Origin of the sequence: Gardnerella sp. DNF01141 (assembly GCF_049244255.1) — a bacterium.
GTDB classification, from domain to species: Bacteria; Actinomycetota; Actinomycetes; order Actinomycetales; family Bifidobacteriaceae; genus Bifidobacterium; species Bifidobacterium vaginale_E.
Map to the genome: position 1 here is coordinate 193,548 of NZ_CP058391.1, position 16,804 is coordinate 210,351.

Below are 16,804 nucleotides of genomic sequence, written 5' to 3' on the forward strand. Positions count from 1 at the left end.
CACATACTTTTTGGTATGTGAGCTAATTAGACACAAGAAAACGACCATACAGGAGTATTCCTACTCTTGTATGGTCGTTTCTTCTTTTGTACCGCTTAAAGGTTATCAGTTAAACTCAATTTCCATAAATCCCTAACTGAACGCTTCATTGGCAAAGTACTTACAAACTAAATTTGCTAGATTCCTTCATTCGATGGCTAAAATAAGCCAAGATGCTACAAGAAGAACTTATCGCTTTGTGCCAGTTCCTGATTTAAATAAAGATTCACCAATTAATTGGAACTTATCTTTAAATGAAATTGATGAGAAGCTTTTCAACTTTTATGGTTTAAATGAGGAAGAAAAACAGCATATCCGTAACTCTATAAAAGATATGGAATAGTGCGAGGAATATCATAGAAAATAAAAGCAAACTAATTCATTTCGCAAAAATGTTGGTTAATTCGCAAAATTTAAGAAGACAAGATGTTATAAGTAGAAAATAGCTAAAATATTGAATTTGAACACAAACAAGTTTTGGAAAAGTAAATATGCTAGAGGGTCACATTAACTTATGGTTCTCTACTAAAAGCAATCGACAACTTTGTTTCGTTCATTTCTAAAAATTGCAAGCTATCAAACTTATCTTTATACTTCTTGAGCTGGTTTTTGCGAATTCTTTTAGAAATCTTTTGATTAATTTCAATTCGTAAAAATTCATTTGCTAAGTCGTATAAAAACAGTATGTCAATAAGTCTGTGAATGTTCTTAACAGTAGTGCAATGCTTTCGTCTTTTTTAATCGCCGTGACATTGCCAGTGTTCAATAAACTCTGCTGCCTTCTTATGCTGATCTGCAATATTCATGCGCCTATTATCTACTGAACCACGGATTAACCATGTGATTATTGTTTATGTTGACAGTCAAATACTGCATGTCTTGCTAGAATTGAAGTGATTGAAAATGTTGAAATATATCTAAAATGGGCTCTACTTGATAATAAATTAAATGATAAAAAAGAGATTTTGCTGTGCTAAAAGAAATATAGGGAAAGATAAGGAAGTTTATTATGCAAATAGTTGAAGGAATACCAGAATATTTATACCATTACACTAGTTTGAAATCGGCAAAGCTAATTTTAATGAATAAAACTTTGAGACTAACTTCACTTGAATGTATGGATGATAAAACTGAAGCAATTACCGGTGAAGGTCGCAATTTGGGGAAATTTATTTTTTCAAGCTGCTGGAGTGAGAATAGAGAAAGCATACCACAATGGTCTATGTATGGAGATTCTAGCAGAGGCGTTTGCATAAAATTAAGAAGTTTTCCTTTTAAAAATAATTATGATGATTACGTTGAGCATTGCATTAATAAAGAAGATCAACCATCGGAAAAGTCAACGGATGAAACTTTTATAGTACCTGCGCAATATTGTTTTGGATGTAGATTTAAGCTAATGCCGCAATTTATTGTAAGTGACAAAGATAGAGACATTCTTACCCAGCGCTTAAATGCAAAAGTAACATATACAGACGATGAATCACTTATCTATCCTAGATGTTTGAGACAGGATGGTGAATTTTTTTGTTTTGACGCGAATGTGTTAGGGAAATATAAAAGTACTGAGTGGGAGTTCCAAAAAGAATGGAGATATTCAGTAATGTATATTCCATTTGATCAAATAAAATTTCTTAGGGATAAGAAATATAGTGCTAATGTTGGTCAAGAAATTGTTAATGATTTATTATCAAATAATCAACCCATCGTTCATTATGTAGACTTTAACATTGATGGTAAATATTTTGACGACATGGAATTGATATGCGGCCCAATGATGGAAGAATTTGATTATCAAGAATTAGTGTATTTTGCAAAAGGCATTAATCCCAATATACGTGTTGTTAGAAGTAGATTGTATAACAAATGGAAAAGTAAAATCTGAATCGAAGTGACTTATGTTTATTGACCTTGTATTTATGCTAAAAAATAAGGATAGCGAAAATGATATTGATTCATTTAAGGAAAATTTCGCAGACCTGATTTCTTTTAAAGAAAAAACATTATGCTTACATAACAATAATCAAGAATTTAATTATAATATTCAGAAAATAGGCGAAGAAATTAGGCTAAAAATTTTAACTATTAATAAGAAAACTACAAGAAAAGAAGCAATTTCAATCGAGTCTTTGAAGCGTGCTTTTATAAAAAATGATTTAAGACGCGAATATAACGTTGTTGTCATTTTTGATGGATCTTCAGAATATTACTGCAGTAACCTCTCTAAGTATATATTCACATTTGAAAGAAAATTAAGACAATTTGTATATCTTACTGTGTTAAGCGCATATGGTACAGAATGGACTAAAAAAACTTTAGTCGACGAAGGAATTAAGAATTATATTGCAGAGAATATACGGAATAAAAATAGCTATATTGAGATTGCTTTAGAGTGTTTTACTTTTCAAAATTATATTGATTATTTATTTAAGGAACAATCTATTGAAGATGCAAATGAGGTAATTGAAGATGCAAAATTAGCTTTGAAAAAGCGGGAAACCTCAAATAATATTATTAATATATTAAATAAGGGTGAAAAGATAGCATTATGGGAAAGACTTTTTAGTAAAAGGAATATAGATTTAACTAGAAATAGTCTTGATGAAATTAGAAAAATAAGAAACAAAGTAGTGCACAACAAAGAAATTTCTGATACTGAATTTTGTAAATATAGAAGTCTACTTAAACAATATATAAAGAAGTTAGATATTGCCATTGCTGATTTTGAGAACAGAAAGCATTTGAGCGTTACAGATTTAGAAAATGTTTTATCTTCGTATACTAGAATCATTCAAACAAGTGAAATCGGTGAGTATATTACTAAAGCTCTTTCGCCCGCTTTGAGTGAAATTTCAAAATCATTGCGTGAAACAATTGTAAAAAATTTTCCAGATCTAAATCGTATAATTCATTTTGATAATGAATCACTAAATAATGTGATAAACGAAAGAATAAAAAAGGGCAGTGTCAAGAATTTTGTGTAAACTCCACTAGTTGTCAATCAAGCTATCAATCCAATAATATTTGCTTTTCTACGAAAAGCAAATATTATTGGATTTCGAATTTTTCGTGCAGGTCATAAGACGCTAATCCAAATCCTCTATGAATTCTTTCTTTAGATAATTCATTTTGTTCAATACAAAATACTCCTAGATAACGATTTAAACTATCCTCTGCTGGAAACTGTTCCTTTGCTTTTAATCGTTTTTTTAGTTGCTTATTGAGACTTTCAATTAAATTAGTCGTATAAATACTTTGACGAATTTGTTTAGGGAAGTCAAAAAAGACTAATAAATCGTCATAAACTGAATCAATACTTGCACAGACTTTAGGATAACGTTTGTGTATGTTTTCTAGAAATTCGTTTAATTTTTTCTCTGCATCTTCTTTATTGTTTGATTGATAAACTTTCTTAAGTGAATCTACTAATTCTCTTTTATCTTCAACTCTTACCTTCTTTTGTAATTGTCGGATTAAATGAACCCAACAAGTTTGATATTTTGCGTTAGGAAACACGCTTAAAAGAGCAGTCTTAACCCCACTAAGTCCATCTGTAATAAATAGTAAAACTTCTTGTAATCCTCTTTGTTTCAATGATTCCAACATTTCTTTATAGTGTTCAGCAGATTCAGTAGGATAGATTGCATAATCAAGAATTTCTTTACTGCCTTCTGGAGTAATTCCTACTAAAAAGTGAACAGCTTCCTTTTGAACAGTAGCTCTTCTTAAATGAACATACGTTGCATCAGCATAAATCACTGCATAACGAGATTGAACTTTTCTTTGATGAAATTCTTTAACAGAGTCTTCAACTTGTTTTGTAATATTTGTTACGGTAGTAGGGCTATAGTGATGACCGTAAATATCTTCGATACACTCTGCAATTTCACGGTTAGTAAAGCCTTTAGAATAAAGTTTAATAATAACCTCTTCTAATTTTTCGGAATTTCTTTTATAAGCTTTAATAATTTTTTGCTCGAATTCTCCGTTACGATCTCGTGGAATATGGATATTTAAAATACCATATTCTGAATAAATTTTACGATTATAGCCACCATTTCTTGAATTTCCGGTGTTATATCCCTCTACAGAATGTTTAGGGTAGTTTAAATGCTCTGTTAATTCAACTTGAAGTAATTGATTAATCCCATTTTCAATCGCTTCTTTTAATAAGTGATTAATATTGTCACCTTGTAATAGTCTTTTTGTCAATTCTGTGTTAAAATCCATTTAGAAGTCACTCCTTTGTTAATTTGTTTTGGTAGATTAATTATACAACTAGTGGCTTCTTTTTTTATACTCTTTTTTGTGTTTACACAAAATATTGTACACTCTCTAAAAAAGATTTATAGATAATATTATGAAGCATAAAATGATAAACTTTTTCTTAAAACCAGAATAATAGAATTATAAGCCAAAAGTGTGTAAGCGAATATGATAGATATTTTTTTGAAATAGAAGTAGTCAGATTAGCTTTTTAAAAACCGCTCGCATACGCGTATCAAAATTGTTTCCTTAACGCAACAATTTTGATACACTTGCTTTATGTCTATTTTTGTGAACGACACTCTTCTTACGCGTGAGGAAGCTGCAGCCCAGCTAGCAGTTAGCACTCAGAGAGTTAGCGCATTATGCTCTAATCGTTCACTAACAACATACGCATTTGGAAGCAGGAAGATCTTAATTTCACTTGATTCCGTAAATCGTTATAAACAACAAAACTCTAAAAGCGGTAGGGCATATGCTCCGTCATTAGCTTTTGCAACATTGTTTATGCTTAGCGGTTGTGAAGTTTCATGGATCAATAGGCAACAGAAATATCGCATAGAAGAATATTTGCAATCGATTACCCCACAAGAGCTAGTTAATCGATCTAAAAATCGTGCGAAAACAATGGAATATTGGTGCAGAAAATCGCGTTTGGTAGAACTTTCAAAGCACTTAATACTTTCTGCTGCAACAGGAAATATGCATTCGCAATTTCAACTTATAAAAACTGACAAAATAGAAGGATATGTAAGCAGTAATAATTTAGAAGATTTAATAAATGAGTTTCATCTCAAAGATAAAGAAGACGGCGTAGATAGTTCAATAATTAATCTTAGACTCCGCGTTATCGAAGATTCTGAGGTTTTCGATTTTATTAGCCAAAATTCGTCTTCACACATTAATGAAGATACCCAAGTAACATCAGCAAAATCCTTTATGCCAATTGCAGTGTGCGCTGCAGATTTGGCCGAATCTCTTGACGTTCGCGAGCGCCAAGCAGGATTAACCAAACTCTCGGAACTGCTTACTGAATACAATCTCACAAAATAAAGTGTTGTATGCGAAAATGTGCAAAGCTAATCTTGTGAATATTCTGGTCTATAAGCCACAATCCAAACACTGTTAAAAACTCAGCTAACCAACTGAGAAAGTAACGGTAATCACCCAAACACCGTTACTAACTCAGTCGAGTATCTGAGAAAGTAACGGTAATCACCCAAACACCGTTAAAAACTCAGTCAAGTATCTGAGAAAGTAACGCTAATAAGCAAAACACTGTTAAAAACTCAGCTAACCAACTGAGAAAGTAACACTTGCGCTCGCAAATGCTCCAATACCATAAACATAACAAACATCCAACCAACACACGCAAACACCACCAAACGACACGCCAAATAGGCGAGGGCTTGCATTTAAGAATATTTCGGGTATAGTAGTTACTCGTGCTTCGGCGCTGACGTTGGTCAGTAAAGTTGCATTGCGGACATAGCTTAGTTGGTAAAGCGCAACCTTGCCAAGGTTGAGACCGCGGGTTCGAGTCCCGTTGTCCGCTCTAGGTCCGATGAGTTATTCGACCTTACGGTGGGTTAGCCAAGCGGTTAGGCAGCGGCCTGCAAAGCCGTATAGATGAGTTCGACTCTCGTACCCACCTCGATTAAGCTTCATGCTTAATAAACAACCTGGGCGGTTGGCGCAGTGGTAGCGCACTTCCCTGACACGGAAGGGGTCACAAGTTCGAACCTTGTATCGCCCACTCGAAAGGATTGCCTTTCACGCATAATTAAAAAATTTTGGGTGATTGGCGCAGCGGCTAGCGCACTTCCTTCACACGGAAGGGGTCATAGGTTCGATTCCTATATCACCCACAATATGTTCGCAGTGTAAAAGCACTGCGTTTTTTGTTTTTGTTACTCGATTTTTGGGCCTATAACCACTTATAACCACCTATAACACCACAACCCCAATTTCTCCGCTTGCCCCTACTTTCCACCAATTACCAACGCTTACCCAACCACAAACCTTGCGACATTCCATATTTGCATTTAATTAAATAATTAACTAAAATATCATCTTGTTTTGCGGACATAGCTTAGTTGGTAAAGCGCAACCTTGCCAAGGTTGAGACCGCGGGTTCGAGTCCCGTTGTCCGCTCCACTTTTTTAGTATTTTGTTTATGAAATCGTGTTTCCATAATTGCTACTAGCATCGATTTTGAAAGAATGGGAATTTATGGCTGACGACGTACAATCTACCAATCAGACGACTTCTAACGAAGATAGTATGTCTACAATGGTAGATGCCATCAATTCCTTATGGCTAGAAGGCAAAATTACTTCTATTCCAAACTTTGTAAAGCATAATATTTTCACCGATTTTCCAAGCCTTCCTTCTAATACTCAGGTTGGATGGTTTAGAATTCCTGGGAAATCCTTCTGCATTTCGATTGGATTAGTTAAAAATGATGGAAAGCTTTTTCGTCAACTTGCTATTGCAGATTCAGAAGGTAGAGTTTACACGGGCGACAAAGTAACTCTTGAAGATACGTTTGAACGTCTTCCGCAACTTTCTTTTATTGAGCAATCTTCTTTTACTTTACGAAATTCAACTCGTTTTTACGGAAGCTTAAAAGTACCTAAATCAAATAATATTTCAAAAAAATTCCGCAATATTTTGCAAAGTTTAAAAAGCTTGCCAAGCCTGTGCTTAAAAAATAAAAACGCAGCCAGCACGTCCAAGGCAAGCGCAGCAATCACAAACGGCAACAACAATATTTCTATAGTAAATGGCGATATTGTTATGCAAGTTTCTTTAGAAGATGGTTTGCATCAGGTTGCTTCATGGCTGTGCTTTACAAATGGAAAGCATAAAAGATATACGCTTGAAAGCACGCGCGTAAAATTACCTGATTCTTTGCGTTGTAATCTTACTTACGAGAATGCTATTGCAACAGCATTTTTCGCAACATTTTTCATACCAGATTTAAACCAAAACTTAATAGGTTTTGGATATTCGCACGTTCTAAGAAGATTGCATACTGAAGCACCTCTTGGCGCAATAAGAAGAAGCGCTGCAGATATTGCGCACGCAAAAAAAGTTGGATTGCAAGTTTCCGGCTTAGAAAGCTACTATGAGCGAGTTATGAAAGAGGTTGGAGCATTAGATCCAACTAGAAGCTTAGAAGCTGTTCATGGAGCAGAAAGACTACATTTTAGACAAGCTCAACAAACTTCTGCACATTACTTAATTTGGGACGATTCATTAGACCCTTCAGCAGCACTCAAAGTTTTAAGAATTGAAGGAGCGCTAAATCGTTTACAAGCAATATACCAGTTCTTACAAGCTAATTCTTTGCAGGGCGGAAAGAATTTTGAAGGAAACGTTAGCTTAGAGCGCATTGCTGCTATAGATAACGCTATGATTGAAAACCCTGCTTTTAATGCTTGTGAATCTTTTGATACGCCAAGTTTAGCAAATCCTTTACAAGACGATAGTATTCGTCCTTTGCTTCACTTATGGAATAAGGCTAGAAAATATCAGCAGTCTGCAACATTTTTGAAGCAGAATGATGCGGGAGAGTGGCTTTACCGTCAATCTCTTTCTAAGCTTATTAGAAGCTTATACATGCCGTTTAGATTCGACGCAGATTTTCGCTCTAATCTAAACGATGGCAATGTGGCGATTGCGTTCACTTCTACAGGATCGTCGCTAATGCCTACAAGCAAATACGATACTTTAGAGCATAAGTGGCATAGGCTAAGTAATGTTGAAAAGTCACGTATGGCAACATATTACAATCTGCGATTCGGCATTATGCTTGCAACGCTCGCCTTTGGTGCAAGCGAAAAAATACAGCATGTTTCAATTAGACTTGATTCTATTGGTTTAGAAGAAATGGTTGCAGCACAAGATAATGCAATCAGTACGCTACTAAACCGCACTATTCAAGCATTAGACAATATGAATGTAAATAATGCACCTTCAAAAGGTGATCCAAAAGACGGTGACGTTCATGGAGATCCTTCACAAATCCAAGATTTGCAACACTTACCGCTTGCAGAAGTTGTTGAAGGTGCGCAATCTTTAATTGATTCTAAGCCAGAATCTAAGTCAGATTCCAACTCAAATCCTTTAGCTGCTTTTAGCGAGCCTCCAGAGATACGTACGTTAATGACAGTAACGTTTGAACGCGAAAAATTTATTAAACATATTCGTGCGCATGGTTTGCAAAATCCAATAGAAATATATAAGCAATCTAATGCAACAATGAGCATGCACGAAGACTACACTTTAGGCTCAGTAGAAGCATCATTCGATATGCACGATACTTGCTTCGCGCCTAGAGGAGCGCAAGAAGAGCCTGAATTTTCCGACACAATATTTAGCGAAGAACAAGAAGAAATACTTGGAACATCACACGCACAAGGCTTATCAATTCAACGAGAAGACCTTTTGCAGCAAGCTGTTACAGACTTCCACCATATTGCATCTCAGCCAATTCAAACAACAGCAGAAAAAGCTAGAGAGGCAATGAATATTATTGAGCAAATTGCAGATCCTGAGCTTAGTGAAAAAGCAGACAGTGTAACAAGAGCTCTTATTGACGAAACAGACATACCTGAACTTTCATTCAAAGCTTCGCAAAGCATACGAAACATGCGTATTCGAGTCCAAGAGCAGCTTATGGAAGGCGATATTAGCACTGCAATAGAAGAATACGAGAAAAATATTGCTAAATTCGACTCAATGTTTTCCGTAGAAAATGTTGTTCCACGCTACTTTAACTCTTATGCGGAAAGAGTTGTGTACAATCACATATTTGCAACACCAGAAGAGCATACACTACTTATTCCAGACGGATTGTTCTACGCGCACATGGAGTTAGCAGACTTACTTTCGCAATTAAATAAGCATGAGGCTGCATTAAAGCACTTAAATACGATGGTTGCGTACGCTCCAACATACGCACTATCTCACTTAAAGCTTGCGGCAGAATTATCTCAAAAAGAAGACTGGCCATCTGTTATAGCAGCATGCTTAAACGCTTTGAGAGTATCTTTCGACAAAGATGATGCAGCATTCGCATACTATCGACTAGCGTACGCTGCATGGATGCAAGACAGGTTTGCACTCGCTGCAAGCGCGTATCGTATGGCTGATTATTTAGCCCCAGGAAGAATAGAACCATTGCAAATGGAACTAGAAGAACTGCTATCTAGAATGCGCTCGCAGTGTTATAAAGCTCCGGCTAATATGGACGATGTGAAGCAGAATTTTATGAATGACGATATTCCTGTTTGGCCAAATATTGAAGCCAGCCATATTATTGGTAAAGCTGCAAAACTTACGGTTGATGAAGGAATGTTTGTTATTGCAAGAACTTTGTGCGTTGCTAATATTCGCATGACTTCAAACGAAGATTTGGAAGGTGCTGTGCAATCTCAATTCTTGCGTTCACTAAATGCTTAAAATGCTAAATAGAGTAGTGGGTTACGCTAAATATTTGGGTTGAAAGGGGATTTTATGAGTGCTGCTTACAATGATGCAGCGTCACAAAGCTCTCAATGGACGCTTTTTGACGATTTTGATGAGCAAGCTGTAACTGATGAAGCGCACTCTAATGCTCATATCTGGAATCCTAATGTTGACACAGATGAGTGGATTCATAAACTAGAACCTACCGATGCGGACGCTTTAGCTCTTTCAAGTCTACAGCCTACATCTCTTACTACTGAACAGGCTGCACGCCTGTGGGCAAAATTAGCAGCGTGGGCGCAATCTGATCAAATTGCCTACTATGTTGAAGATGCTCCAACAAGCTCGGATGCAGCTTATGATGCGCGTATACGAGCATTGAGTGCTCTGGAATCAGCTTTTCCAACACTTGACACTCCGCAATCTCCAACGCACCGCGTAGGTGGAACTTTTTCCAACGATTTTACTTCTGTAAAACATCCTTCGCGAATGATGAGTTTGGATGACGTGTTTTCTATTGACGAATTACACGATTGGTACAACAGTGTTCTTCGAGATTTGCAATGGCCTGAATCCAAGCCGCTTCCTATGACATGCGAAGTAAAAATTGACGGTCTTGCGTTAAATCTTATTTACAGAAACGGCACTCTTGAGCAGGGGCTTACTAGAGGAGATGGAGTCACAGGCGAAGATATTTCTCTTAATGTTAGAACGATTGAGGCAATACCAACTCAGCTTCATGCTGAAAATCCTGAAGATATTCCTGAATTTGTTGAAATTCGCGGCGAAGTTTTTATGAAATGGGCTGATTTTCGTAAGCTTAATGAGGAGCAGGAAGACGCTGGAAAAGCAGCTTTTGCAAATCCTAGAAACGCTGCTGCAGGTTCGCTTCGTCAAAAAGATCCGCGCATTACCGCAACTCGTCATTTAAGCTTCTTCGCGCACGGCTTGGGGGAACTTCGTTGGAAATCAAACTCAAGTCATGCTAATAGTGAAACAACTTTTAACCAGTCTGACGCATACAATTTTTACAAACAGTGGGGTGTTCCAGTTTCTCCATACACGCGTAGAGTAACTAATTTTGCCGAAATACAAGACATGATTGATTATTATGGCGAACATAGGGCAAATATTTTGCACGCATTGGATGGAATTGTTGTAAAGGTTGATGACCGCGCACTGCAGCGCAATCTTGGAGCAACTTCAAGAGCCCCAAGATGGGCTATTGCATATAAGTATCCTCCTGAGGAAGTTAACACTTATTTGAAGGATATTGTTGTTCAGGTTGGAAGAACAGGAAGAGTTACGCCTGTAGCAATTCTTGAGCCTGTAACTGTTGCAGGTTCTACTATTTCTAGAACAACTCTTCATAACGCTTACGAAGTTGAGCATAAAAACGTGCTTATTGGCGATACTGTTGTGGTTCGAAAAGCTGGAGATGTTATTCCTGAATTAGTTGGGCCTGTTTTAAAAGCACGAGAAGGCCGTGAAAACCAATTACGAAAATTTGTTATGCCTGAGTATTGCCCTTCTTGCGGAGCAAAATTAGCTCCAGCAAAACAGGGAGATAAAGATATTCGCTGTCCTAATGTGGAAAACTGCCCAGCTCAGCTTACTGAACGTATTATTCACCTGGCTTCTAGGCAGGCTTTTGATATTGAGAATTTGGGAGATAACGCCGCTTTAGCTCTTACAAATCCTGAAGATTCTAGGCCATCTACCGCTGAAGTTTACTGCCCGGATATTGATAAGATTGTGGTTCAAAGAGGCTCAATGCAGCAGCCTTATGTTCCTCCTGCTAATTTAACGTTACCTAAGCCTCAAATTCCTGTGCTTAAAAGCGAATCTGGAATTTTTAGCATAACAGCTAACGATTTACAAAATGTTATGGTTTGGAAGGAAATTCCGCTTGTTGAAGAATGGCAAGAAGTAGGAAAAGACGGAAAATTAAAAAAGCATACTCGAAAAATTGGGGGATCTGGTCTTTGGAGGCAAGTGCGAGCATTCTGGACGCGCACAATTGAAGCAAAATTTGCTGAATCTTCTAGCCAAAACATTGATGCTGAAGCTTTGGATCAGAACAGTGAATTTGATTCTAAATATCCAGAATTCCAGGTTCCAAAAGATGCTCGAGTAGTTTTTTGGAAAGCTAAACGAGCTTCAAATAATGCAAAAGATACAATTAACGTTCCGTGGTACACAAGACCATCGGAAACTACTCGTAGCATGCTTGAAGAAATAGCTCAAAAAGGCAAAAATGCTGCACTGTGGCGCGTTTTGGTTGCACTTTCTATTCGTAGACTAGGTCCACCAACAGCGCGTCTTATAGCGGCAAAATTAGGATCTTTAGAAAATATTGCAAATACTTCAGTTGAAGAACTTACTCAGATTGATGGCGTTGGTCCAGAAATTGCTCAAGCTGTTTATGACTGGTTTAAGCAAGCAAAAGATAGTAGCAACTGGAGATTTGAAGTTTTGCACGCTTGGCAAGAAGCAGGGGTGGTCGGGAAAGTTGAAACATCATCCCTTGCTCAAACTCTAGCTGGTAAAACTGTTGTTGTAACAGGATCTTTGCAAGGCTTTAGTAGAGATGAAGCAAAGGAAGCAATAGTGTCTCGAGGCGGTAAAGCTTCAGGATCAGTTAGTAAAAACACGTACTGCGTAATTTTGGGAGAAAATGCTGGTTCTAAAGCAACCAAAGCTCAGGAACTTTCTATTCCAATGCTTAACGAAAAGCAATTTAGTGTTCTTTTGGAAACTGGAAGCGTGGAAGAAGCTCTACAAAAAGCTAGCGAAAATTCTCTTGATATTAATGACTAAGGAATCATAACATAAATGAACACGAGCGAACTCGAAACACGCGTTTACGATTTGCTGGGTAGCGTTATTGATCCAGAATTAGGCCGTTCAGTTACAGAACTAAATATGGTAACTGGCGTTAGTGTTAGTGAAGCTGAAAATTTAGATGCTTCTAAACCAGTTTATAACGTAAGAATAAAGCTTGAACTTACTGTACCAAACTGCCCATTGGCTGAAATTATTACAGAACGAGTAAAAGAAGCTGTATCTAAATATCCTCAAGCAACTCTTATAGCGCATGTTACTTCTAGCGCAATGAGTAAAGATAAGCTAGAAAAACTAGTAGAAGATTTGAAGGCTGAGCGCAGAGAAAATCCTTTTAACAAAGCTGGTACGCGTACGAAAATTTTTGCTATTGCTTCAGGAAAAGGCGGCGTTGGAAAATCTTCTATAACCGCTAATTTGGCCGCAACTTTTGCAGCTTTAGGATACGACACTGCAGCAATCGACGCGGACGTATACGGTTTTTCTTTGCCGCGCATGTTTGGAGTAAACTCTCAGCCAACTAATCTTAACGGCATGCTTATGCCAGTTGTCTCTTGGGGAGTAAAGCTTATTTCAATCGGCATGTTTGCTGGAACTGATCGTGCTATTTTGTGGAGAGGACCGCGTTTACAGCGTTCGCTAGAACAGTTTCTTTCAGACGTTTGGTGGGGAAGTCCAGATGTTCTTTTGCTTGATTTAGCACCTGGTACAGGAGATATGGCACTTGCTGTGGCTCAAACTTTACCAAACGTTGAGCTTGTTGTTGTTACAACACCTCAACCTAGTGCGTCGGATGTGGCGGTTAGGGCAGGTCTTATGGCTTTGCAAATTCCTGTGAGCGTTCGAGGAGTTGTTGAAAATATGAGCTGGTTTGAAAATAATGGCGAGCGCTTGGAAATATTCGGCTCCGGAGGCGGAAAAAGAGTTAGCGAACAGCTTTGTGAAGCTCTTCATACTAATGTTCCTCTTTTAGCTCAGCTTCCTCTTGACCCAACTCTTAGAGAAATTGGCGAAGCAGGACGTCCTGCGGTTCTAAACGAAGATGGCAAGTTAGATAATTCACAGCTTGCTAATACTTTTGTGCAACTTGCTAAATCTTTAATGGAAGAATCTAATCAAAAATAAATATGGGGCCGCTTGATTTTTCAAGAAACCCCATATTGTTATTTAATTTATAAAACTAATTACTTAACAGCATTAAGCCACTGTTCTTTAGTTGCTTTTTCAGCTTCCAACTTAGCTTTACGCTTCTTGTCGGTTTCTTTAGCAATAGCAGCGTTAAGCTCTTCGAGCTGCGCTTCCAATTGCAAAGCAAAGCTGGACTTACGAGCGTTAGCTTCAGGATCAGCATCTCTCCAAGCAGCCTCTTCAACAGCCTTAATCTTCTTATCAACATCATTCAAGCGAGCCTCAATGCGACGCATATCTTCTCGAGGAACAAAGCCAATTGCATCCCACTCTTCTTGAATTTCAGACAAAGCTTTACGAGCCTTCTTAGCAGCTTCCTCATTTTCTACAGGCAGCAACGCTTCTGCTTTTACAAGCAAAGCTTCCTTCTTAGCGAGATTCTCATGCTCTCCAGCATTCAACTTTTCGCGATCAGCCTGTCGAGCATGGTAGAAAGCGTCAGCAGCCTCACGGAACTTAGCCCACAAAGCATCATCGTGCTGACGTCCAGCATTGCCAGCCTTCTTCCAACGATCCATCAAAGCGTTAAACTTAGTAGAAGTTTCACGCCAGTCAGTTGAATCCTTCAAGCTTTCAGCTTCAGCAATAATTGCTTCCTTAAGCTGCTTAGCATTATTGCGAACATGTTCACGCTCCTTAACCCAGGAGTTACGAGCTTGGGAGAATGCGGAACGAGCCTTAGAGAAACGCTGCCACAAAGCGTCTGCATCAGCCTTATTCAAATGAATAGTAGTGCGCTGATGTTCCTGCCATTCGTCGAAAAGAGAGCGAAGCTTATCGTTAAGCTCGCGCCAATTTGTTGAATCGCCCATTTTAGCAACCAACGCTTCAGCACGCTCTACAATATTTGAACGCTCTTTCAAAGCTTTTTCAAGAGCCTCTTTACGGGCTTTTGCAATTTCTTCTTTCTTTTCATCTCCCTTTGCTTTAAGCTCGGCGTGTCGCGCACGCAAAGCAGCAAGGTCACCAACGGCTGCAGGCTCAGCTAATTCTTCTTGCAAAGTGTTAAGCGTTTCATCAATTTCCTTCACCTTTACGTTGGTTGATTCCAACCTTTTAGCGAATAAATCGAGCTTAATTTTCAAATCAAGGTAGCGGTGAATATAGAAAGTCAATGCTTCTTCAGGAGTGCCAGTGGAGTATTGACCAACCTCACGTTCAGTACCATTTTCAGTAACATAAACAGTGCCATTTTCATCAACACGGCCAAAGGTTTTTGCGGATTTAATATCCTCTTCGCTATAAGAAATAGTTGGTGCTTGAGCAACAACACGAGTCTTATGCGCGAAGCTCGCAGGCGATGGAGCAAGTGGCTTTGGCGTGGTAGTAGTTTTAGTAGTTTCTTCAGGTTTAGTCTGTTCGGTCACGGTCGACTCCTTACAGCAGATGCACGGTAACAATGTTACGAATAAGTATGACGGTAAGCCATGATTTTTCCGCAACACCACCTATTATAGTGGACATGGTACAAGGCTCATCTATATCAGGTTTCCCTGAATGGCTTCCTAGTGAACGCGCTGTTGAACAGCGAGTAGTAGATACACTTCGAGAAGTCTTTGAACTAAACGGTTTTATTGGCATAGAAACACGCGCCGTAGAGCAGGGTTCAAGTTTGCTGAAAAAAGGCGAAACAAGTAAAGAAATTTATTTATTGTCAAGATTGCAAGAAGTTGGTCACGAATCTGACACACCCGTGGAAGAACGAATTGGCTTGCATTTTGATTTAACAGTTCCGCTTAGCCGTTACGTTGTTGAACATACTGGAGATTTAACGTTCCCGTTTAAACGCTGGCAAATGCAAAAAGTTTGGCGAGGGGAGCGTCCTCAAGAAGGTCGTTTCCGCGAGTTTGTGCAAGCGGATATTGATGTTGTTGGCAACGGAGAGCTTCCTTCTCATTACGAAGTTGAATTGCCTTTGGTTATGGTTGAAGCTCTCGAGCGATTGAGAGAATTTGGTTTACCAAAAGCTACAGTTCACGCAAATAATCGTAAGCTTTCTGAAGGTTTTTACCGCGGTATTGGTTTAACAGATATTGAGGGTGTTCTTCGCGAAATCGACAAGCTAGACAAAATTGGTGCAGAAGAAGTATCTAAACTTCTTATAAAAGAGTGCGGAGCTAATGAGTCTCAAGCTGCTGCCTGCTTAGAATTAGCTGAGCTTACTGCAAAAACTGGGGAAGAACTAAAGTCCAGCTTTGAATCTTTATGCAATAAACACAATATTTCTACGAGCGAAGATAACGAATCGTATGCCTTAGCTACAGAAGGTGTTGAAACGCTCGCAATGATTGTTGACGAAGCTGCACGCATTCGCCCGGGCGCTGTTGTTGCAGATTTGAAGATTGCTCGAGGACTTGACTACTACACTGGTTCCGTTTATGAAACTTTCCTTGATAATGCAGCATCTTTAGGCTCTATTTGCTCCGGCGGACGCTACGATAATCTTGTTTCTCAAGGCAAAAAGAAGTATCCAGGCGTAGGTCTTTCTATTGGATTGTCTCGCTTGGTTTCTTACATGCTTCATAGCGCCGGCGCTACAGTTTCTAGAGTTTCTCCTGCAGCAGTAATGGTTGCAGTTTGGAATGAAGAAGATCGTCCCGCATGCAACGAGATTGCTAGAAAGCTTCGCGAACGCGGTATTTCAGCTGATGTTGCACCAACTGCAGCAAAACTCGGTAAGCAAATCAAGTATGCAGATAAGCTGGGTATTCCTTACGTATGGTTCCCAGCAGACAGCACAGATTCTGAATCCAGCCATGATGAAGTAAAGAACATTATTACGGGAGAGCAAGTTTGCGCAGACGCTACGTCTTGGCAGCCAGATGATGCATATGCACATCAAACTGTTTCTTGCGCTCAATAATTGCGATTTGCTTTTAAAGATTTGCGATTTGAGATTTGCTTTTTAAGATTTTAATATTTGAAAGCGCGATTCATGCGCTAAACTATTAAAGTCAAAACAAAAATTAACAAAATTATTCAAACAAGGAAG

Annotated in this window: 10 protein-coding genes and 5 tRNA genes; 13 read left to right on the forward strand and 2 right to left on the reverse strand. The window is 38.3% G+C overall.

What is annotated here, in order from left to right; translation table 11 throughout:
• The first annotated feature begins 193 nt into the window (after positions 1-193).
• From HXT35_RS00675 to HXT35_RS00685, 3 genes are all read left to right on the forward strand, one after another.
• The gene (locus HXT35_RS00675) at positions 194-382 is read left to right on the forward strand and encodes a hypothetical protein (RefSeq protein ID WP_421788113.1); all 189 of its coding nucleotides are present in this window, start codon (positions 194-196) and stop codon (positions 380-382) included.
• A 666-nt stretch (positions 383-1,048) separates the two neighbouring features.
• The gene (locus tag HXT35_RS00680; protein WP_421788115.1) at positions 1,049-1,924 is read left to right on the forward strand and encodes a DUF2971 domain-containing protein; all 876 of its coding nucleotides are present in this window, start codon (positions 1,049-1,051) and stop codon (positions 1,922-1,924) included.
• Positions 1,925-1,937: 13 nt separating this feature from the next.
• Complete coding sequence (locus HXT35_RS00685; protein WP_421788117.1) at positions 1,938-3,023, forward strand: hypothetical protein; 1,086 nt, start codon at positions 1,938-1,940, stop codon at positions 3,021-3,023.
• 64 nt (positions 3,024-3,087) lie between these two features.
• Here the strand turns inward: HXT35_RS00685 and HXT35_RS00690 are convergent, their stop codons facing one another.
• Positions 3,088-4,269, reverse strand: coding sequence for an IS256 family transposase (locus tag HXT35_RS00690; RefSeq protein ID WP_004126753.1), 1,182 nt, complete (start codon positions 4,267-4,269; stop codon positions 3,088-3,090).
• Between the two features lie 315 nt (positions 4,270-4,584).
• On the opposite strand from HXT35_RS00690, the gene HXT35_RS00695 reads away from it, so the two are divergent.
• The 9 genes from HXT35_RS00695 to HXT35_RS00735 all read left to right on the forward strand — a co-directional run bounded on the left by HXT35_RS00695 (position 4,585) and on the right by HXT35_RS00735 (position 13,749).
• A complete protein-coding gene (locus HXT35_RS00695; protein ID WP_421788119.1) occupies positions 4,585-5,358 on the forward strand; it encodes a DNA-binding protein in 774 nt (257 codons plus the stop codon).
• A 429-nt stretch (positions 5,359-5,787) separates the two neighbouring features.
• Positions 5,788-5,860, forward strand: a tRNA-Gly gene (locus tag HXT35_RS00700).
• A gap of 28 nt (positions 5,861-5,888) precedes the next feature.
• Positions 5,889-5,959, forward strand: a tRNA-Cys gene (locus HXT35_RS00705).
• 30 nt (positions 5,960-5,989) lie between these two features.
• Positions 5,990-6,061: transfer RNA gene (locus HXT35_RS00710), tRNA-Val, on the forward strand.
• A gap of 39 nt (positions 6,062-6,100) precedes the next feature.
• A tRNA-Val gene (locus tag HXT35_RS00715) sits at positions 6,101-6,173 on the forward strand.
• 213 nt (positions 6,174-6,386) lie between these two features.
• Positions 6,387-6,462: transfer RNA gene (locus HXT35_RS00720), tRNA-Gly, on the forward strand.
• A gap of 75 nt (positions 6,463-6,537) precedes the next feature.
• Positions 6,538-9,774: a tetratricopeptide repeat protein gene (locus HXT35_RS00725; RefSeq protein ID WP_421788121.1), complete on the forward strand. Its 3,237-nt coding sequence runs from the start codon at positions 6,538-6,540 to the stop codon at positions 9,772-9,774.
• A 54-nt stretch (positions 9,775-9,828) separates the two neighbouring features.
• Positions 9,829-12,600, forward strand: a complete 2,772-nt coding sequence (gene ligA, locus HXT35_RS00730; protein WP_421788123.1) for an NAD-dependent DNA ligase LigA — start codon at positions 9,829-9,831, stop codon at positions 12,598-12,600.
• A 15-nt stretch (positions 12,601-12,615) separates the two neighbouring features.
• Positions 12,616-13,749 carry an Mrp/NBP35 family ATP-binding protein gene (locus HXT35_RS00735; RefSeq protein WP_004137184.1) on the forward strand — a complete coding sequence of 378 codons (1,134 nt, stop codon included), beginning with the start codon at positions 12,616-12,618 and terminating at the stop codon, positions 13,747-13,749.
• A 59-nt stretch (positions 13,750-13,808) separates the two neighbouring features.
• Here the strand turns inward: HXT35_RS00735 and HXT35_RS00740 are convergent, their stop codons facing one another.
• Entirely contained in the window at positions 13,809-15,179 is a 1,371-nt protein-coding gene (locus HXT35_RS00740) for a DUF349 domain-containing protein (RefSeq protein WP_004126897.1), read from the reverse strand.
• A 95-nt stretch (positions 15,180-15,274) separates the two neighbouring features.
• Here HXT35_RS00740 and hisS point away from each other — a divergent pair, with 95 nt between their 5' ends.
• Entirely contained in the window at positions 15,275-16,675 is a 1,401-nt protein-coding gene (gene hisS / locus HXT35_RS00745; RefSeq protein WP_032843390.1) for a histidine--tRNA ligase, read from the forward strand.
• Positions 16,676-16,804 lie beyond the last annotated feature (129 nt).

Bases quoted from the DNA above. Each gene is read 5' to 3' on its own strand.
- HXT35_RS00675 (WP_421788113.1), top strand. From the start codon at position 194: ATGGCTAAAATAAGCCAAGATGCTACAAGAAGAACTTATCGCTTTGTG.
- HXT35_RS00680 (WP_421788115.1), top strand. From the start codon at position 1,049: ATGCAAATAGTTGAAGGAATACCAGAATATTTATACCATTACACTAGT.
- HXT35_RS00685 (WP_421788117.1), top strand. From the start codon at position 1,938: ATGTTTATTGACCTTGTATTTATGCTAAAAAATAAGGATAGCGAAAAT.
- HXT35_RS00690 (WP_004126753.1), bottom strand. From the start codon at position 4,269: ATGGATTTTAACACAGAATTGACAAAAAGACTATTACAAGGTGACAAT.
- HXT35_RS00695 (WP_421788119.1), top strand. From the start codon at position 4,585: ATGTCTATTTTTGTGAACGACACTCTTCTTACGCGTGAGGAAGCTGCA.
- HXT35_RS00725 (WP_421788121.1), top strand. From the start codon at position 6,538: ATGGCTGACGACGTACAATCTACCAATCAGACGACTTCTAACGAAGAT.
- ligA (WP_421788123.1), top strand. From the start codon at position 9,829: ATGAGTGCTGCTTACAATGATGCAGCGTCACAAAGCTCTCAATGGACG.
- HXT35_RS00735 (WP_004137184.1), top strand. From the start codon at position 12,616: ATGAACACGAGCGAACTCGAAACACGCGTTTACGATTTGCTGGGTAGC.
- hisS (WP_032843390.1), top strand. From the start codon at position 15,275: ATGGTACAAGGCTCATCTATATCAGGTTTCCCTGAATGGCTTCCTAGT.